Below are 19,843 nucleotides of genomic sequence, written 5' to 3' on the forward strand. Positions count from 1 at the left end.
TATTAAACAGTAACTAAAATTATTCATTTATTAAGAAACGTTTCTTTTTTAACAAAACGTTTTGTTAAAAAAAAATCATTAAAATCGTGTTTTTCATTGTCAGAGATTGACAGGTGTTTGTACAAAAAAAGGTATTTATGCATATTAGATTAAAATTTATAATAAAAACCGAAATTGAATATTGTTGAAAACGTTTAGTGAATAATTTGAAAAAGTTGCGTGAACATGGACAAAATGTTTTTTCTTAAACAAAATCTTTTTTGTCTGATCTTTCAGTAAATGTATAGGTAGCCTGATTTTAAAAGTTTAATTTAAACCTTGCTGAAAGAATAAATTTGGTGCTAAAGCACGAATTTATTTTAAAATATAATATTAAACCAAGACCTTTGAGTCTCGAACCTTGAACACTGTTTCTAATGCTTTTTAATTCGCTCGAGTTCCTGATTTTCTTTCCTGTTGTCACGCTTCTTTATTTTGCTCTTCCGCATAAATACCGCTGGTTTCATTTACTAATTGCAAGCTGTATTTTTTATAGTTTTTTTATTCCTTACTATATTCTGATCCTTTTCTTTACGATTATCATAGACTACTTTGCGGGAATCTGGATTGAACATTCAAAAGGTAAACGAAGAAAGTGGGCACTTATCATGAGCTTGGTGGCGAATATTGGAGTACTGGCTATATTTAAATATTATAATTTCTTTATTGAGAATTTTAATTCAGCTTTGTTCAAACTAATTCCTGACAAGCTTTTACCTTACTGGGATATTATCTTGCCTATCGGATTGTCTTTTCATACTTTCCAGGCAATGAGTTATACAATTGAAGTGTATAGAGGAAATCAAAAAGCAGAACGTCATTTTGGCATTTATGCCTTGTATGTCATGTTTTACCCCCAGTTGGTGGCCGGACCTATAGAACGCCCCCAGAATGTAATACATCAATTCTACGAAAAACACGATTTCGACTACAATAGAGTAGTTAGTGGACTGCGACTTATGCTATGGGGAATGTTTAAGAAAGTTGTTATTGCTGACCGATTATCCAAATTTGTTAATTTGATTTACAACAATCCAACTGAATATCAGGGCTTACCCTTAATTATAGCAACTATTTTCTTCACCTTTCAGATTTATTGTGACTTTTCTGGATATTCAGACATTGCAATAGGCTCAGCAAGGGTAATGGGCTTTAAACTCATGAAAAATTTCGACAGACCATATCTGTCAAAATCGGTAGGAGAGTTCTGGCGGCGTTGGCATATTTCACTATCAACCTGGTTCAGAGATTATTTGTATATACCATTAGGAGGAAATCGGGTTTCTAAACCCCGTCAATACTTCAATCGCTTCTTTGTTTTTATGGTTAGTGGTTTATGGCACGGGGCAAACTGGCATTATGTGATATGGGGGGCTTTGCATGGTTTTTATCTGATTATCGGGCAAGCCACTGAATCGTTTCAAAAGAAAATTACGGGGGTGAAAACCACATTGAATCATGCCACTATTCCTCAAAAATTAATTCATGGAGCAATTACATTTGTTTTAGTAGCTTTTGCCTGGATTTTCTTCCGTGCCAATACTAATGCTGATGCTATATATATAGCCAGGCATATTTTTAAAGGAAACTCCCATTCTTTAGACTATGTCATATACATGATTGGTAAAAATGATTTATATTTAATTATCATTTCAATCATTATCATGGAATCAGTTCAATGGTTGCAGAGAGGCAAAAACCTGTCGGCCTGGATTGATGCCAAACCACGTTGGCAAAGATGGGGAGCATATTATCTGATTTTAGGTATGATATTATGTTACGGTGTTTATAATAATTCACAATTTATTTATTTCCAATTTTAAGATATGAAAAACGAAGGATATGATCCACAGGAAATAGCTGACCTGAAAGCTGAGTGCAAACAGGAAGGCCAGAACTATGTGATAGTTGAAGATGAAGACGGCATGAATGACTCCGGTGAATTCGCACATTTTCAGTTTATAGGAAAACATGATGGGCAAGAAGTAATCTACGATGCCGTAATGGGTACATTGCGCTTGAACCATAGCAGTTTGGTTTTTGAAGAGGCGGAGATTCGTATGAAAAAATCGTATCCTAACTATGTTGAGGTAGATAAGCGCAAACCTAATTATAAGGTAAATGAGGATATGGAACTGATGCTGGAAGAAATTATTGAGGAGTTAGAAGAGGAAGAGGCAATTCAGGTGGCAGAATTTGTAGAAATTGATGAAGACTTTGAATATGGCATTGGTTTAGATATCGCCTTAAATGTGGAAGAGATTGATAACGAAGTAATTACCAGATTCGTAAACGAATTTAATGGAGGCACACTGAAACTCGACCCAACCTTGTATAGTTTTACAAGTGAAGAAGAATAGGAAATAAAAATCAATTATGGCAAGTAATTCCGATAAAAACAATAGCTTTTCCGGCACATCTGATTATGTTGCTACACGCGAACTTCAAACAGCTGTAAACGCCTCAATTGCCCTGCAAAGACCACTATTAATAAAGGGAGAGCCAGGCACAGGTAAAACACTTTTAGCCTATGAGGTGGCTAAAGCATTGGGTAAACAGTTGTTTACCTGGCATATAAAATCAACTACCACTGCTCAACAAGGCCTGTATGAGTATGATGCTGTTTCTCGTTTGCGTGATTCTCAATTAGGTGACGATAGAGTAAATCAGGTAGAAAACTATGTGAAGAAAGGGAAAATATGGGAGGCATTTGATACAGAAGAACAGAGTGTATTGTTGATTGATGAAATTGATAAAGCAGATATTGAGTTCCCAAACGATTTATTGCAGGAACTTGACCGAATGGAGTTTTATTGCTATGAATTAAAGCGAACCATAAAAGCCAGACATCGGCCTGTTATTATTATTACCTCCAATAACGAAAAAGAGTTGCCTGATGCCTTTTTGAGGCGTTGTTTCTTTCATTTTATCCGTTTCCCTGATAAAGAAACCATGCAGCAAATTGTTGATGTGCATTACAAAGATTTGGAGGAAACATTGCTGGCAAATGCCTTGAAAACTTTCTTTGGTATCAGAGAAATCAAGAATCTGAAGAAAAGACCCTCAACCAGTGAATTGATTGACTGGCTTAAATTACTTTTGGTCGGAAAAGTTTCTGCTGACGATCTGAATGATTTAAGCAGACTGAATGAAGTGCCACCATTCTTAGGTGCTTTGCTTAAAAATGAATCAGATTATGATTTATATAAGGCCTTGAGGGAAAAAGGAATCAAATAACAAAGTTAAACGCTTATAAAATTGCTCTTAGATTTCTTCTATCATCTGAAAAGTAATAAACTGCCGGTTTCATTGAGAGAGCATCTGACATTGTTGGAAGCGCTCGATAAGGAAGTGATTGCTTACAGTGTCGAAGATTTTTATTTTTTAAGCCGCGCCATCTTTGTCAAACACGAACAAAACCTGGATTTATTTGATAAACTTTTCGGACAATTCTTCGGAGATTCTGAGAATATTCCGGTTGAAAAAATCTTAACAGAGATTGATGAAAACTGGCTAAAGAGCCAATTGCTCAGAGAAATGTCGGAGGAAGAAAAGGATGCAATAAAAGCAATGGGCGGCTTGGAGGAGCTGCTAAGCAGATTCAGACAAATACTTGAAGAACAAAAAGAAAAGCATGAAGGAGGAAGCAAATGGATTGGTGTAGGTGGTACATCTCCTTTGGGTAACTCGGGCTATAACCCGGCTGGCATTAGAATAGGAGGGAAAGGAGGCGGAAAAAGTGCCGTAAAAGTATGGGATAAAAGGGAGTTCAAAAACTATGATAATGACCTTGAACTCAATACAAGAAATACGAAAATGGCTTTACGAAGACTTCGTATTCTGACAAGAGAAGGAGTAGAAGACGAATTGAATCTTGATGAAACTATACACAAAACAAGTGAGAATGCAGGACTATTAAATATCCAGATGCAGGCCTCTAAGCAAAACAGGGTAAAGGTATTATTGCTCTTGGATGTGGGAGGTTCAATGGACGAGTATATAGAAGAATGTTCCACTTTGTTTTCTTCTGCTAAATACCAATTCAAGCATTTAGTTCATTATTACTTTCATAACTGTGTATATGAAACTTTGTGGAAAGATAATGGCCGTCGTTATGAAGACCGAGTATCTACTTGGGAAGTCCTCAATAAATATAATAAGGATTATAAAGTGATTTTCGTGGGTGATGCTTCCATGTCCCCTTGGGAATTATCAGAGCCAAGAGGAAGTATAGAGCATTATAATGAAGAATCAGGTTTAACATGGCTGGCAAGATTCAAAGATATATTCCCGAATTTTGTATGGCTAAACCCGATTAACGATGGTTATTGGCAATACACGCATACTATTAAGCAAATCAGAGAATGGTCTGATGAGAGGATGTTTCCTTTAACAATCAATGGCATTGAAAAAGCTATGAAATGCCTGAAGAATCCTAAATTGAAATTTTAATCAGATTCCCTTCAGAAACGCAATCGTATTTACACCATCGGCAAAATCATTCAGGCTTGGTGATTGTGCTTCCCCAAAGTTAAAACTGTTTTCAAAGATTCGGTCTTTTGACACAATACACTGAATCTTCTCTTGATGTTGGTCAATTAATTGCCTTAAATGAGATTCATCCTCATAATACTCAAAATGACAAACCGAAATAGCTGAAACCAAGGCAGTGTCTTCTTTCAGTAGTAAAAAACCGTTATCAAAATGCCGTGTTCTATTTACTAACAACACCGATTTATTATAATCGTAATTATTATTGTATTTATGGTGAATTCTGATGGTACTCCAATATTCGATAGCTTCGTAGAATTTATCAAATGTATAACCTTTGGGAACAAACAATTTTGATACGTTTCTACAACCTAACCCAAAATACTGAAAAATATCATTCCCTAAGTTCGCTAATTCTGTTCTTGATTCTTCACCAGTAAGGATAGCTATTGAGGTTCTGTTTTTACGAATAATATGTGGAATTTTTGAGAAATAGTATTCAAAGTGCTTAGCTGTATTATCGCTTCCGGTGGTAATCATTGCTTCTGCAAAATTGAGTTTATCAATAATTTGTATAAATTCTTTGATCTCAGGGCTAATTTCAAACATTTTTTGAATGAGAAAATGCATCAGTACCGAATCACTTGAACTCAATTTAATCAGAGCAATATTTCCGCTTAAAACCACACAAAGCAAATCATGAAAACCCACAACAGGAATATTGCCAGCCATAACAACCCCTACTTTTTTAGGACTAATGTTTGTTTGAATATGGTTAGTAGCAACAAAATTTTCTAATAAGTCCTTATTTAGATAGTATTTGGCTATATTATTTAAAGCTAATTTAACGTTATCTTCTGTAAACCAGGCATTTTCGCTTCGAGCTGCATAGGACCATTGTGAGATTGTTTCAGCGTTATTTTCGTTAAGTATGAAGCCACCTAAATGCGAAAATGTGAGAATAAAGTCTTTTAATTGCATTATTTTTAGAAAAAGTGATTTGCTGTTTAAAATCATGCAAAAATACGACTAAATTGAAACTTTGAAGGTGTATATTTGTTGAATATTTGAAAATTACAAAAATAGAGAGAGTATGGCAATAATGATTACAGACGAATGTATCAATTGTGGTGCATGCGAACCTGAGTGTCCTAATACGGCAATTTATGAAGGTGGAGTAGAGTGGACATGGGGAGGAGGGACAAAATTGACTGAGGTTGAATTAGGAGATGGAACGGTAATTGGGGGTAAAGATCCTATGTCACCAGTATCGGACGAATTTTATTATATAGTTACTGATAAATGTACAGAATGTCATGGTTTTCATGAAGAGCCACAATGTGCTGCAGTTTGTCCGGTAGACTGTTGTGTGCCAGACCCTGATAATGTTGAAGATGACGACACGCTTACCGCAAAAAAAGCATGGCTTCATGCTGAAGTTTGATTGTAGGTTTTGATAATCAATTAGCTCTCCATATTAGAAGCCTGCCGGATTTCTCGGCAGGCTTTTTTTGATTAAATCTTCAGGTTTAACAACTTTGAGTATCAGGTCTTTTAATTACAGGTATTCTTAAAAGGAATGGTGCATAATTTAAAGTCATGTACTACTAAAACTTTGAAGGTGTATATTTGTTGAATATTTGAAAACTACAAAATAGAGAGAATATGGCAATAATGATTACGGATGAATGTATCAATTGTGGTGCATGCGAACCAGAGTGTCCTAATACGGCAATTTATGAAGGTGGAGTAGAGTGGACATGGGGAGGAGGGACAAAATTGACTGAGGTTGAATTAGGAGATGGAACGGTAATTGGGGGTAAAGATCCTATGTCACCAGTATCGGACGAATTTTATTATATAGTTACTGATAAATGTACAGAATGCCATGGTTTTCATGAAGAGCCACAATGTGCTGCTGTTTGTCCGGTAGACTGTTGTGTGCCAGACCCTGATAATGTTGAAGATGACGACACGCTTACCGCAAAAAAAGCATGGCTTCATGCTGAAGTTTGATTGTAGGTTTTGATAATCAATTAGCTCTCCATATTAGAAGCCTGCCGGATTCTCGGCAGGCTTTTTTTTGATTAAATCTTACAATTGTACATATTTAAGAAATAATTGCATTCCGGAATAATATACTGAATATATTAAAAAAATCAGTATAAAATTTGTTTTGTAAAATTATAGGATTATTTCAATAAATTATATTTTTTAACATACAAAAATTATAAAAAAATATTTTTTTAAAGAAATTGTTATTTTTTTTGAATCTAAAATTTGGAATTAAAAGAATTTTACTAAACATTTGTAATGAAATTTAATTTCAAACAATCGCCACTTAAACCAAAGATTATTATGAAAAAATTGATTTTTACAGTATTATCGTTGTTTTCAATAGCAGCGACCCAAGCACAAGAAAGTACAACAACCACAGAAGAGAAAAAGAACCCACTCACATTTTCAGGCTACGTTGATACTTACTTTTTTGGTAACTTAAACAATCCGGCATCAAGATCAAATTTAGGCGTATCGGGTTTTGAACGTATATTCGACCAAAAGCCTGGCCAATTTCAGTTAGGTCTTGCTCAAACTAAATTGTCATACTCTACTGATAAAGTTGATGCCGTAATTGATTTAGTATTTGGAAACCATGCTGACTTAGGAAACTATGGTAACCCAATCAGCCCTGTGGCAGGAGCAACAAGTACTGCATTAGCTATTAAACAGGCTTATATTACTTGGAAGGCATCGGATAAGTTTTCATTAACAGCGGGTCAATTTGGTACTCATATCGGTTATGAAGTGATAGATGCTCCAGTAAACTTTAATTATTCACTTTCAAATCTGTTCGGTAATGGCCCTTTTTACCATACTGGCTTGAAGGCAACCGTAGCTCTTTCAGATAAAGCTTCATTAACAGCTGGTCTTGTTAATGGAATAGATACAAAAGATGATAACAATGATAAATTAGGCGTGATGGCTCAGTTTTATGTATCTCCGGCCGAAGGTTGGAACTTATATCTGAACTGGTTAGGAAGCGATGAAGGGGTAACAGAAAAATCATATTACTCAATTATTGATTTAACTACCTCATATCAAATTACAGAGAAATTCTTATTAGGTGTGAATGCAGCATATGGTACTCAAGATAAAAAATCATGGGGTGGGGCAGCATTATACGCTCAAGTTGCCTTTACAGATAAATTCGGCTTAGGAGTTCGTTACGAATACTTTGATAATACAAGTGGTATTCGTGGTTTGAAAAACCCAAGCAGACCGAATGAAGGTACTTCTGTAAACTCCTTTACCTTGACGGGTAATGTCACAATTTCTGAAAATCTTTTGTTCAAACCTGAGTTCCGTCTTGATAGCTATGCCAAAGGTATCGGAACCGGTGGAGAGCAATTCCAGGATAGCGATGGAAATTTTACCAAAAGTTCTCAATCTACATTAGGAGGTGCATTAATTTTCAAATTCTAATAAACTAACTTCATCAATAAACCTAAACTAAACTTATACCTTAATTTTTTTGTACAACACTTAAACCCCAAACACATTATGCGTAAAAATCCTCTTCCTCTGATTATTTTGCTTGCAATTGCAATCGCAGGAGTCTTTATGCCTGCTGTGCCATCAACAATCGTTACCGATGGTATAAATGGAGCAGATACAGCCTGGATGCTTGTAAGTACTGCCTTAGTTCTTATCATGACGCCCGGATTAGCTTATTTCTATGGCGGTATGGTGAATACTAAAAACGTTATTTCAACCATGTTGCAAAGCTTTATCGCTATGGGTGTAATCTCAATTCTTTGGGTTACAGTTGGTTTCAGCCTTGCATTTGGAGACACCATTGGTGGTTTTGTTGGTAATCCTTCAACTTTCTTTATGTTCAAAGGCGTGTTAGAAAGTAAACCTTGGTCTTTAGCACCCACTATTCCTTTGGTTGTATTTGCCTTCTTCCAATTAAAATTTGCCGTTATTACCCCTGCACTTGTAACAGGGTCTTTGGCAGAACGTATCAACTTCAAATCATACGTATTGTTTATTATTCTGTTCAGTTTGTTTATTTATGCGCCGTTGGCTCATTGGACGTGGCATCCTGAAGGTTTCTTATTCAAATTAGGTGTACTTGATTTTGCAGGTGGTACTGTTGTTCATATGTCAGCAGGTTGGGCTGCTTTAGCAGGTGCAATTTATTTGAAACGCCGTCGTGCTCATGTTGAGGGGAGCTTTCTGCCACCAGCAAATATTCCTTACGTATTATTAGGTACCGGTTTACTTTGGTTCGGTTGGTTTGGTTTTAATGCCGGTTCGGCTTTAAGTGCTGGTACTTTAGCTGCATCTGCTTTTGCAACAACTAACACAGCTGCCGCAGCAGCAGGTTTAGCCTGGGTATTGTTCGACGCTGCACGTGGTAAAAAAGTATCTGCCCTTGGGTTTTGTATTGGTGTAGTGGTAGGGTTAGTTGCTATCACACCTGCTGCAGGTTTTGTTACAATTCCTCATTCAATTTTCATTGGTGCGATTGCTTCTATTATATCTAACTACCTTGCTCACCTAAAAACTAAAACAGCTTTAGATGATACACTTGATGTTTTCCCTTGTCATGGTGTTGGGGGTATGGTAGGTATGATTATGACAGGTATTTTTGCAAGTAAAGGTGTCAATTCAGCAGTTGCAGATGAAGGATTATTCTTTGGAGCGTCAAAATTGTTTGTAAACCATATGATTGCCTTAGTTGTTGTTTCGGTATTTGCGTTTGCGATGTCATTTGTTCTATTGAAAATTACTGATTTAATTCTTCCATTACGTGTATCAGATTCAGATGAGAAATCTGGTCTTGATATAAGCCAACATGATGAGTCTTTAGTGGAGGCTGGTGTGGCAGAATTAGCATAATGATATTTTATTATGTAACAAAATCACAATTGCGGGTTAAACCGTACTTTTATTGTGGTTTTGTTGTACTCCATAAGTCAAAATGCCCGCTACATTAGTGGGCATTTTCTTTATTTTTAAACTTATCTTGTGATTATAATTCGGGTATTTAATTCTCGCATTAAGCAAAGTTGTTTGACTAAAGATAGTTACAAGCCTTTAATTTTGGCCATGACTTGCCTTTATAAAAATTAGTAATGTTTTTTTTACTCTGCTCTAACATATTTACTCCTTGTTTTGCAAACTTCTAACACAAGGGTATCGGAATCTAACCTTTGAATTAACCATTGAAAGCAATTAGTGCAACTCATTTGAGGGCAGGATTTAGTATCAGTAAATGTGATAATATTATTCGAAACACTAAATCTATTACCAGCATAACAGCATTCTGCACCATCTTTACCGTCGGTTAAGAATCTTCCTTTAGCAGAAAATTCTATTGTTGGCAATGGTACAAGAGTATTAATAATAATCCATGATCCCCAATTACCATCTGGGGTCTTATTTTGAATATAGTAGGTCGGGTTCCATTTGCCTATTAGTTTTTCGGGTATTATAATTTTTGCTTCACAGGCAAAAAAGAAAAGAACAATCACAATACCATTATACAACTTTCTCATTATTTTGTTACATTTATTATTAAGATTAGCTTATCCAAAAAAACGTTGGAAAGTTGCAATAACTAAATGTTATTTTTAATGAGATAGCTTAGATATTTTACTGATACTAATCAGTTAATACATTTACAAGATAAAGTTTACACACTATTCTCCAGCATTTCTCAAACCTACTCTTGGCAAAACAGGCAAGCTTTCGTTGCCATCTTCACTAACAGATTGAACAGCAAAAAAGAAATTATCTTTTGAGTAGGGGAGTGTTATTTTTAAATCTGATGTGAAAAATTTCTTTTGCCAATATGGCATGGCTGTCTCCCGCATTAACACATAGTACCCTTTTACTTTTCCGGTTTTTGAAGCTTTCCAACGCAAACTCGTTGAATTACCTAAGCCTCGCACATCGAGAATGACATCTTCAGGTATTGATGGAGATTTAGCAAGATTAGCAAGAGTGGCTAAGTTTAAAGCTGTATTTTTTCTTAAGTATTCAAAGTCCATATGTTTTGCATAATCTCCGAACTCAATACCTTTTTCAGTTCGAAGGTCTTGATGTTGATGAAGGAAGTTTTCATTCATTTCAGAAATACGTACTGCTGCAAAACCTTTATTTACAAAAGGAGTATGGTCTCCTCCTCTTAAAAAACGATCATTCCTGTAAATCATTACTACCTCAAGATTATCTATGTAACGTTCTCCGGTTTCTTTTAAATAACGCGCTAATTGGCGGGCTTTACCATCATTCTCAAATCCATACTGTCTTATAGCACCAACTTTTTTATCCATTTCAAAAGCAGGTAAACCTTCGCTAAACACCCTAACTCGGGTATTATCAATAATATTAGTTTCATTACTGTGATTTGAACCCATAATATCATTATTGAGAACGCCTTCTAAATTCCAGTTTTCTGTTACTGCTTTTTCAGCTAAATGATTAGCTCCTAACAACCCCTGTTCTTCTCCACTAACAGTTACAAAAATAATCGAAGCAGGGAATTTTGATTTTGACATTACTCTTGCCAATTCGATAACAGCAACAGTACCACTTCCGTCATCATTGGCTCCAGGAGCCTCAGACTCCCTATTCATTACATCAGTTACTCGGCTATCTATATGCCCGCTAACAAGAAATACTCGATTATCATTTGGATCCGAACCTTTTAGAATTGCCATTACATTTGCTATTTCAATAGGTTTATCCACTCTTTTTCCATCAGGTTGAAGAATCCATGTATCCAAATAAGTTGTCATTCGACCTTCAGTATGCTTTGCAAACTCCTGAAATTTACTCAAAGCCCAATTCCTTGCTGCCCCAATTCCACGTTTAACATCAGTTGTAGTTGAAAGTGTGCTTCTTGTTCCGAAGCTTACTAATTTATCAACATATGCCTTGAGTGTATCACTTGATACCTGATTAACTAATGATTCAATTTGAGGATCCCGGTTAATAATTTTCTGACCTGAGAGGTTAATTGAAATGATGATGAAGCTGAATACGAAAATTCCTTTTTTCATGAATGAAGTTTAGATTAGAAGTTTAACAAAAATACAAAACAATTTTCAGATGCTTGGAGATACTACTAAAGATTTAGATCGAAATGATGATTTGGTAGTTTAATTTTAGAAAAATGAGTTGAATTTTTTCACGATGTCGGTTAGTAACCATTATATGTTATTGTGAAAATGGTTTTTATCTATTTCATTTGTAAAGCGGTCGGAAATAACCAGATTTTAGAAAATCTACTAATCAAACTAACATGACAAGAGTAGCCGTATATGAAGATAATACTCGCCTCAGCGATTTAGTAGTAATGATGCTTGAAAACTCCGATGGTTTTATAGTAGTAGGAGTTCATCAAAACTGCCTCAACGTGATAAGAGATATTAAAAATGAGCGGCCTGATCTAACTGTAATGGATATAGACATGCCAGAAGTCAATGGGTTAGATGGGGTTTTGCTAATTAAAAAAGCAAAAAATGATATTAAAGTATTAATGCATACAGTATTTGATGATGATAAACGTTTATTTGAATGTTTGAAGAGAGTGGCAGATAGATGGCTATATTTTGAAAAGAGATTCGGCTACGATGCTAATTCAGGCAATTAGAGATGTTCAGAATGGTGGAGCACCAATGTCGCCTGCAATTGCACGACAAGTTTTACAGGTATTTCATCAGAATGAGAGTTCGAAAAATTATCAGCTTTCTGAGCGTGAGAAAGAAATTCTCCAATTACTTTCATATGGCAATTCTTACAAATTAATTGCAGCTGCGAATAAAATTTCAATTGAAACTGTTCGTCGTCATCTACAAAATATTTATCAAAAATTGCATGTTCAATCGGCTACTGAAGCCGTTTCAAAAGCAATACGTGAAAAATTAGTTAAATAATTCTTTCACCCTGTAAAGTTTGGTGCCATTTAAAAGTATAATACGTTCACCCGAGTTCAATGATATTATTATATTCAGAAATCTTATTGTTTATATTAAATTGAGTTATCTGTTTACATCAAATAAAACAATCAAGAATGAAGCAACTCTTCACATACTTCCTCTACTTCGACTAACATCTCAGCATTAATATTCACTAAGTTTACGTTTTGGGTTTCATTAATAAGCAAAGGGTCATATTTAGCCACCACTCTCACGTAATTCTCGGTAAAGCCTTGCATTAAACCATTTTGAACGTCTTCTTCAAATAAAACAGAGAAGTTTTTGCCGATTTGCTGCCCATAGAAAAAGCGTCTCTTTTTATCAGATAGTATATGCAGCATTTTTGAACGGTCAGCTCTTTTATTCGCTGGCACTACAGGCTTGATACCCAAGGCATAAGTATTCGGACGCTCAGAATAAGTAAATACATGTAAATAACTAATATCAAGGTCATTCAAAAATTGATAAGTTGTCATGAATTCCTCATCAGTCTCTCCCGGATGCCCAACAATCACATCAACCCCAATACAACAATCGGGCATGAGTTCTTTTATTTTGGCAACTCTATCTGCATATAATTCTCTTTTGTATCTTCGGCGCATCAATCCTAATACTTTATTGGAACCCGATTGCAAAGGAATATGAAAATGGGGGACAAATCGTTTTGAGTTAGCTACAAATTCAATAATTTCATCGGCCAGAAGATTAGGCTCAATACTTGAGATTCTGAATCTTTCGATGCGTTCTACATTATCAAGTGCCTTGACCAATTCAAAGAAAGTCTCCTTTCGCTCATCGTTCTGCAAACCAAAATCACCGATGTTTACACCCGTCAATACAATTTCTTTCACACCACTTTCGGCAATTTCATAAGCCGCTTTCACTACATTCTGAATAGTATCGGAACGGCTTTTACCACGAGCTAATGGAATGGTACAATAAGAGCAAGGATAGTCACAACCATCCTGTACTTTAAGAAATGTACGGGTACGGTCATTCAAAGAATAAGAAGTATGATAATCAATCGCTTCCTCAATTTTGGAGTTATAAACTTTGGCGGTTGGGTCTTTAGGTTCTTTTACAAAATCACCAATAATATCTATTAATCTGAATTTTTCGGCTGCACCCAAAACGGCATCAACCCCTTCAATCTCAGAAATTTCTTTGGGCTTTAACTGGGCATAGCAACCGATAATAGCTACATAGCCATCAGGGTTTATCTTATTCGCTTCCTTAACAATCTTTTTGCACTTCTTGTCTGCATTTTCTGTCACAGAACAAGTATTGATTATAAAAATATCAGGTTTTTGATTAAACTCCACTTTCTGGTACCCTCTTTCTTCAAACATGCGTCCGATAGTTGAGGTTTCTGAATAGTTTAGCTTACAACCTAATGTGTAAAACGCTACTTTTTTCATAAAAACAAATTTCAAGGTGCAAATTTAATGAAAATTAATAGATTTGCTCTTATTACATTGAAAACCAGCACTACTATTATTTCATCACCCCGAAAAACAATACCTTTTTATGTTAAAAAGTTCAAGATTTGATTTTCTGAAAGTTAAAGAAACATCAATTCATAAATTTAATGAGATTCGGTTTACCTATAATGTTATGAAATACATTACAGGTCATGCACTTACAACCGAAGAAGCGATTCAGAGATATTTGAGATATACTGACGACCCGATTTTTGGTAATTATTTTGTAATAGATAATACCAATCAAAAAGTTATTGGACTGGTAAAATTTGTTGAAGAACCAAAGGGGGTGATTGAAGTAGGTTATAGTGTGTTTGAAGAGTATTGGGGAAAGGGTTATGCAACTGAAATGGCTGAAACAATGATAGACTATGCCTTGGCAAATCTGAACCCTGATAAAATTATTGGTTATGTAGACGCCAGAAATCCTGCATCAATGAAAGTTTTAAGAAAAATGGGACTGATTAAAGAGAGTCAGGAAATAGAGCGGAACGGGAATACGGTTTATTTGTTTACAAAAATGATTAAACAATAAAGAACAAAAACCTCATAACAGTGTCATGAGGCTTTGTAAACAAAATATTATTCGAAAAAATCTTAAACTTCTGCTGTTTTTACGGTCTTGATGATACGAGCGGCCACTTTGTATGGGTCTGCCGCAGAGTTAGGACGACGGTCTTCTAACCAGCCTTTCCAACCTTTCTGAACCGCTGCAATCGGGATACGGATTGATGCACCACGGTCAGAAATACCATAAGAGAATTTGTCAATTGATTGCGTTTCGTGCTTGCCAGTTAAACGTAAATGGTTATCAGCGCCATAAACTGCAATGTGTTCTTTCACGAATGGAGCAAACGCTTGACAGATGATATCGTAAGTTTCTTTTTTACCGGCAGTTCTCAAAATTGTATTTGAGAAGTTAGCATGCATACCTGAACCATTCCAGTCTGTTGCACCCAATGGTTTACAATGCCAGTTAATAGCAACATTATATTTTTCACCTAATCTTTCTAAGAAATAACGTGCAATCCAGGTTTCGTCACCTGCTTGTTTTGCACCTTTAGCAAATACCTGGAATTCCCATTGACCAGCAGCAACCTCAGCATTGATCCCTTCAACGTTCAAGCCTGCCTGTAAACAGATTTCAAGGTGTTCTTCAATAATTTCACGACCAAATGCATTAGCAGCACCTACCGAACAATAATATTGCCCTTGTGGAGCCGGGTAACCGTTTGCAGGGAAACCAAGTGGTTTGTTAGTTTCAGGATTCCACAAGAAATATTCCTGCTCAAAACCAAACCAGAAATCATTGTCATCATCTTCGATTGTAGCACGGCCGTTAGACTCGTGAGGAGTGCCATCAGAATTTAATACTTCACACATTACTAAATAGCCTGTACCTAATCGAGCAGGGTCAGGACAGATATATACAGGCTTTAACAAACAATCAGATGAACCACCTGGAGCTTGCTCTGTAGATGAGCCATCAAATGACCACATATCACAATCTTCCAATTTACCACTGAAATTTTTTTCTATTTTGGTTTTGCTGCGAAGGCTTTGTGTTGGTTTGTAACCATCAAGCCAAATGTACTCTAATTTAGCTACTGCCATTGTTGTAATTTTTTAATATGTTTCGGTTATTAATCAAAGAATATGTTACAAATATATACTCAAAAAACAATATAAGATTCTGTGAAGTCTAATTATTTTAGATTAAAATTGTATATTCTTTAAATAATACAATTAATTATGGAAATATTAAGATTGCTTTCTGATTTGTAAATAAACTATATTCTTATTTTGACTTAAAAGTATAAAAAAATGAATCGTAGCTACTTTTTTGAAACCTCATTTTTTAGAAAAAATAAAAAATATCTATTATATAACGGAAAATTGTACTAATAATTGTGAAAATTGCATTTTTGTCGGATTTGATTTTTTTAAGAATTAATACTTCTTTCAGGAAGTATGATTTTAAGTAGAAATAACTAAATAAATTGCGCTATTTTTAATGATTATTCATGGCGCTGCTTCTTTGGTAGTGGCTATGATTACTGCCCTCAGCCAAAAAGGTTCCCACCATATTGGTAACCTTTTCTGGTTTCGTTTTAAAAGTTAATATCTTAAAAGTTTCATTGTTTTGCATCTGATAAATAGTACTTGAATGCATTTATACCTTCGCCGCCTTCACTGCGCTTGTGGTCTTTCTTTTTCTTCGGTCTTTCTAATAGTTTTAATGCTGAGGGCTGGTTATGAATGATTATTGAATACTGAGTTTCCGCAACCGGGCGTTTTATAAATTTCCAATTTTTGATTCTTATTCAAAGGTATTGCGGGAGATTTTTGGTGAAATCATACTAATGTATTATTCTTCAAGCGCTTTGATTAAGACTATTTAGACCCGTTCCAAATAATTCCTAATTAAATTTGGATTTATTCTAAATAAGCTATACTTTTGTGTCATCATTTTAAGTCAATTAGAAATGGAGTGCCAACAAGTAATGGAATCTTCGCAAATAGAGTTATATAAAACTACTAAAGGACAAGCTTATCAGTGTAATCTTTCAAACAGAATCTTTTTAGAATTCGGCGGTATTACTACCGCTTTCAAGGTTCATAACTTTATTAATTTCAAGAGACTAATTGACGGCATAAACATCATTGATAAACTCTACGATTTATCAGACGAAGCAGACTTCGATATTATCAACGCTCCCAATTCCAATCAAACCTTTACTCTTCATCTTTGTGAGCTTATTCATTTAAGAGAATTACTGTCAGGAGCCAGATTTGCCCTATACGTAAATTCTTTCCTGAACGAAGTTTTAGGCGAATATGAGGTTATTTAATCCTAATTATATTTAGAATATCTCTAAATTTTGCTCCTTTAGGTCATATTTTGAACAATTTTACTACTTGGTTTGTAATAATGTTATACATTTGAAAAAACATTATTATAGAATATGAAAGATTTAGTTAGACTTCGCACCTCCTTAAAAGAAGAGATAGAAACCGCATTAAACGGACAGATAAAAATGGAAGCGGAGGCTTCTGCCAAGTATTTATCGATGGGCTCATGGTGTGAGCGAAATGGTTATCTGAAAAGCGCCGCTTATTTATATAAACAGTCAAATGAAGAACGTGAGCATATGCTCAAAATCTTCCACTATGTGGCATCTGTGGGTGGCACGGCTATCAGCCCTGAAGTAGGAACACCACAGGTAGAGTGGGGGACTTTCCAAAGTATTTTCGAAGATGCACTACAAAGCGAAATTAATGTAACGCACGCCATTAACAAATTGGTTACTAAGGCTCGTAATGCAGAGGATTATGCTACAGAGAACTTCTTACAATGGTTTGTAAAAGAACAAGTTGAAGAAGAAGCAAACGCTCGTCGGGCTATCGAATTATTTGATGTGATTGGAAAAGATGGTACCGGCCTATTTGTTATCGATAAAGAAATCGGTAAAATTGGTAGTGGAGAAGCAGAATAAGATTTTTTAATTAGTTGAATAGATATGAGTCATCCCGGATTTTGATTAATTGTTAATTAAGCAGGCAATTAATTAAAATCCGGGATGACTCATTTTTACTTATCGTTCTAAGATATACCTGTCAAAAAATTTTTCGGCTTTTCTCTCCGTTACCTCTCCATGCCAGATGTTTTCGGGTTGAAAACTTACTACTGGAGCGTGGTCACAATTATCAGAGCAATCCATTTTTATCAAAATTACCTCTCCTTTTAAATGGTTATCTTTGATTTTATCTTTAAAAACCCGACGAATTTCTTTGCTATACTTGCCACATTTACTTCCATCACAAACGAAAATAGTATGGTTGGGTATATCTATTTTGCTCATAGCTATTTGTCTAAATAATCCTGAAAAGTTCTTTGCATTAATGCTTTACCTAAATCAATATCATGTGTGTTTAATGATCCGTTCAATTGAATCATCTTTTTACCAATATTATCAAAAATCAATTCTTGTTTGGGTTGAATAAACCCAAATCCATTATTAAACGAAAAGAAAGCCCATTGCTTTGTTTTAGGATCGAAAATATTTTTACTCCAATTATAAGCATAAGCATCCAGGCCAAGCTGTTTAAGTAGTGTAGCTGATATATCTATCTGCGAGGCTATTCCTTCCATTTCAAAACCGTGCTTAGCTAAGGCACCGCCAAGCCATAGCATTGGAATCTTAAAATCATCTACTTTTTTGTCAGTTTCTGGAATTCTATGCCCATGGTCAGCAACAATAATAATGAGCGTATTTGACCACCAGGGTTGTCTTTTGGCTGAATCAATAAAATTACCTAACGACTGATCAGCATAAAACATTGCATTCATAAATTTTGACTCCTCATCATCACCTTCAAATGTATTCTTAGTAGGAATCTCAAATGGTTCATGACTACTCAAGGTTAATATTGTTGAAAAGAAAGGTTGATTAATTGTGGAGTGGTCATTTAGGTACTTCTTGAATACAATATCGTCATGAGCTCCCCATTTGGAATTCCAGTACTTAGAATCAAAATCCTGTTTACTAACAATTTTTTGAAAATCAGCTGAATATAGATATGATTTGATATTGGCAAATTCTACCTCTCCACCATAGTAAAAATCTGTTGAGTATGAATTGTTTTCAAAATCTTTACTTAAAACCGGCAATTTTGATGATTTGTTTGGTTCAGTAATAATTGAAGCCATAGGTTGTGCCGGATACCCACTTAGAATTGCAGGGATACCTTTGTCAGTTCTATCTCCGCTGGCGAACATATTAGAGAAGTAGATACCTTCTTTTTTTAACTCATTGAATCGTGGCGTTACTTCAGTGCCTCCAATTGTTCGACTGGTTACCTTCCTGGTAAAACTCTCCCAAATAATAATCAGTACATTTGGTTTTTTTATATCATTTCTGATAACACTATTTGTTGTGTTTGAGTTTTCATAAAGCTCTTTAATATTATTGCTTAATTCTTCTTTGGGTAAATAAGTATATGGATTGACTTTATCATAAGAACCGTTTACAAGAGAACTGAAAAAATTCCAGGTTGGATTGACAGCAGCAATATTGGCAAAATTATTTGTTGAAAAGTACACAGTGCTTTGATTCATAGGTGAGATACCAAGACTTCCTCTGATCGGAACAAAAAGGGCAAGTGTACATACTATAGCTATCGGTATAAATGGAATATTATCGATATGATTCCAGTTATCAATGTTTTTGGTTATAATTCTATAAACAATCAGTGAAGCAACAACCAGCAAGATTAAAAAACTGATAAATAACTGAACCAATGGAGAAGAACTTACGGAGGCCCATGCTTCCCGAGGGGTTTTCAGATAACGAAGCGGTGTAGCATCTAAATGGTAACCCCAAGTATTGAAAACCTGTAAATCAATCACAATAATCAGGTTTGCAATCAGTACCATTAAAAATGTATAAGAAAAAATCCAGTTTTCAAGCCTGCTTTTTTTGATGAAGTTTGATAGAGAAACCAACAGGAACGGAATAACTGAGAGATAACCAGCCATTGAGAAGTCCATTCGTATTCCATTCCAGAAAATACCCCATATAGTCTGAAGCGTTAATAACTTCGTATCTTCAATATGATAACCTAAAAATATTACTCTGGCAACCAGAAAAAAAATTACCCAAAAACCATAATAAATAAGTAAAAATTGTAAGCGTTCTTTCATCGAATCTGTTTAGTAAAATAAGTTTCAGTTCAGGTTTATTTATCGTATGCTTATTATTATAAATATTGTCAGTTTATAACAGCATAATGGCTAAAATTATACCTGTTAGAAGCATAAATGTTTTTTTTATCAATGTT

At 35.1% G+C, this 19,843-nt stretch carries 20 protein-coding genes; 13 read left to right on the forward strand and 7 right to left on the reverse strand.

From position 1 onward, the window contains the following. Positions 1 to 416 precede the first annotated feature (416 nt). Genes H1R81_RS24485 through H1R81_RS24500 form a run of 4 tightly spaced genes read left to right on the forward strand, consistent with a single transcriptional unit; the run spans position 417 to position 4,491 of the window. Complete coding sequence (locus H1R81_RS24485) at positions 417 to 1,862, forward strand: MBOAT family protein (protein ID WP_181843388.1); 1,446 nt, start codon at positions 417 to 419, stop codon at positions 1,860 to 1,862. A 3-nt stretch (positions 1,863 to 1,865) separates the two neighbouring features. Next, positions 1,866 to 2,399: a hypothetical protein gene (locus tag H1R81_RS24490; protein ID WP_181843389.1), complete on the forward strand. Its 534-nt coding sequence runs from the start codon at positions 1,866 to 1,868 to the stop codon at positions 2,397 to 2,399. A gap of 16 nt (positions 2,400 to 2,415) precedes the next feature. Beyond that, the gene (locus H1R81_RS24495; protein WP_181843390.1) at positions 2,416 to 3,276 is read left to right on the forward strand and encodes a MoxR family ATPase; all 861 of its coding nucleotides are present in this window, start codon (positions 2,416 to 2,418) and stop codon (positions 3,274 to 3,276) included. Positions 3,277 to 3,297: 21 nt separating this feature from the next. Next, positions 3,298 to 4,491, forward strand: a complete 1,194-nt coding sequence (locus H1R81_RS24500; protein WP_181843391.1) for a VWA domain-containing protein — start codon at positions 3,298 to 3,300, stop codon at positions 4,489 to 4,491. Here the strand turns inward: H1R81_RS24500 and H1R81_RS24505 are convergent, their stop codons facing one another. After that, positions 4,492 to 5,511 (reverse strand): acyl-CoA reductase, encoded by a 1,020-nt coding sequence (locus H1R81_RS24505; RefSeq protein ID WP_181843392.1) that lies wholly within the window; start codon positions 5,509 to 5,511, stop codon positions 4,492 to 4,494. 112 nt (positions 5,512 to 5,623) lie between these two features. Here H1R81_RS24505 and H1R81_RS24510 point away from each other — a divergent pair, with 112 nt between their 5' ends. From H1R81_RS24510 to H1R81_RS24525, 4 genes are all read left to right on the forward strand, one after another. Further along, positions 5,624 to 5,974: a 4Fe-4S dicluster domain-containing protein gene (locus H1R81_RS24510; RefSeq protein WP_181843393.1), complete on the forward strand. Its 351-nt coding sequence runs from the start codon at positions 5,624 to 5,626 to the stop codon at positions 5,972 to 5,974. Between the two features lie 221 nt (positions 5,975 to 6,195). Then, the gene (locus tag H1R81_RS24515) at positions 6,196 to 6,546 is read left to right on the forward strand and encodes a 4Fe-4S dicluster domain-containing protein (protein WP_181843393.1); all 351 of its coding nucleotides are present in this window, start codon (positions 6,196 to 6,198) and stop codon (positions 6,544 to 6,546) included. Between the two features lie 342 nt (positions 6,547 to 6,888). Further along, positions 6,889 to 8,013, forward strand: coding sequence for a porin (locus tag H1R81_RS24520; protein WP_181843394.1), 1,125 nt, complete (start codon positions 6,889 to 6,891; stop codon positions 8,011 to 8,013). 78 nt (positions 8,014 to 8,091) lie between these two features. After that, on the forward strand, positions 8,092 to 9,435 hold the full coding sequence (locus tag H1R81_RS24525) for an ammonium transporter (RefSeq protein WP_220275307.1): 1,344 nt from the start codon (positions 8,092 to 8,094) through the stop codon (positions 9,433 to 9,435). Between the two features lie 245 nt (positions 9,436 to 9,680). Here the strand turns inward: H1R81_RS24525 and H1R81_RS24530 are convergent, their stop codons facing one another. Together H1R81_RS24530 and H1R81_RS24535 are read right to left on the reverse strand one after the other, a co-directional pair. After that, entirely contained in the window at positions 9,681 to 10,094 is a 414-nt protein-coding gene (locus H1R81_RS24530) for a hypothetical protein (protein WP_181843395.1), read from the reverse strand. Between the two features lie 144 nt (positions 10,095 to 10,238). Further along, positions 10,239 to 11,603, reverse strand: coding sequence for a M28 family peptidase (locus H1R81_RS24535; RefSeq protein ID WP_181843396.1), 1,365 nt, complete (start codon positions 11,601 to 11,603; stop codon positions 10,239 to 10,241). A gap of 242 nt (positions 11,604 to 11,845) precedes the next feature. Between H1R81_RS24535 and H1R81_RS24540 the strand changes: the two genes are divergently transcribed. Then, positions 11,846 to 12,196 carry a response regulator gene (locus H1R81_RS24540; protein ID WP_181843397.1) on the forward strand — a complete coding sequence of 117 codons (351 nt, stop codon included), beginning with the start codon at positions 11,846 to 11,848 and terminating at the stop codon, positions 12,194 to 12,196. Continuing rightward, positions 12,177 to 12,479 (forward strand): response regulator transcription factor, encoded by a 303-nt coding sequence (locus tag H1R81_RS24545; RefSeq protein WP_181843398.1) that lies wholly within the window; start codon positions 12,177 to 12,179, stop codon positions 12,477 to 12,479. Before H1R81_RS24540 ends, H1R81_RS24545 begins: the two co-directional genes overlap by 20 nt. A gap of 131 nt (positions 12,480 to 12,610) precedes the next feature. Here the strand turns inward: H1R81_RS24545 and mtaB are convergent, their stop codons facing one another. Further along, positions 12,611 to 13,939: a tRNA (N(6)-L-threonylcarbamoyladenosine(37)-C(2))-methylthiotransferase MtaB gene (mtaB, locus tag H1R81_RS24550; RefSeq protein WP_181843399.1), complete on the reverse strand. Its 1,329-nt coding sequence runs from the start codon at positions 13,937 to 13,939 to the stop codon at positions 12,611 to 12,613. Between the two features lie 109 nt (positions 13,940 to 14,048). Here mtaB and H1R81_RS24555 point away from each other — a divergent pair, with 109 nt between their 5' ends. After that, complete coding sequence (locus H1R81_RS24555) at positions 14,049 to 14,537, forward strand: GNAT family N-acetyltransferase (RefSeq protein ID WP_181843400.1); 489 nt, start codon at positions 14,049 to 14,051, stop codon at positions 14,535 to 14,537. 62 nt (positions 14,538 to 14,599) lie between these two features. On the opposite strand, the gene H1R81_RS24560 is transcribed toward H1R81_RS24555, so the two are convergent. Further along, positions 14,600 to 15,616 carry a glutamine synthetase beta-grasp domain-containing protein gene (locus H1R81_RS24560; protein ID WP_181843401.1) on the reverse strand — a complete coding sequence of 339 codons (1,017 nt, stop codon included), beginning with the start codon at positions 15,614 to 15,616 and terminating at the stop codon, positions 14,600 to 14,602. Positions 15,617 to 16,488: 872 nt separating this feature from the next. Here H1R81_RS24560 and H1R81_RS24565 point away from each other — a divergent pair. Beyond that, positions 16,489 to 16,854 (forward strand): DUF6686 family protein, encoded by a 366-nt coding sequence (locus H1R81_RS24565; RefSeq protein ID WP_181843402.1) that lies wholly within the window; start codon positions 16,489 to 16,491, stop codon positions 16,852 to 16,854. A gap of 114 nt (positions 16,855 to 16,968) precedes the next feature. Then, positions 16,969 to 17,499, forward strand: a complete 531-nt coding sequence (locus H1R81_RS24570; RefSeq protein ID WP_181843403.1) for a ferritin — start codon at positions 16,969 to 16,971, stop codon at positions 17,497 to 17,499. A 99-nt stretch (positions 17,500 to 17,598) separates the two neighbouring features. Here the strand turns inward: H1R81_RS24570 and H1R81_RS24575 are convergent, their stop codons facing one another. Next, a complete protein-coding gene (locus H1R81_RS24575; RefSeq protein ID WP_181843404.1) occupies positions 17,599 to 17,865 on the reverse strand; it encodes a ferredoxin in 267 nt (88 codons plus the stop codon). 2 nt (positions 17,866 to 17,867) lie between these two features. Then, the gene (locus tag H1R81_RS24580) at positions 17,868 to 19,706 is read right to left on the reverse strand and encodes an LTA synthase family protein (RefSeq protein ID WP_181843405.1); all 1,839 of its coding nucleotides are present in this window, start codon (positions 19,704 to 19,706) and stop codon (positions 17,868 to 17,870) included. Between the last annotated feature and the right edge of the window lie 137 nt (positions 19,707 to 19,843).

Source organism: Emticicia sp. BO119, from assembly GCF_013912375.1.
Lineage (GTDB): Bacteria > Bacteroidota > Bacteroidia > Cytophagales > Spirosomataceae > Emticicia.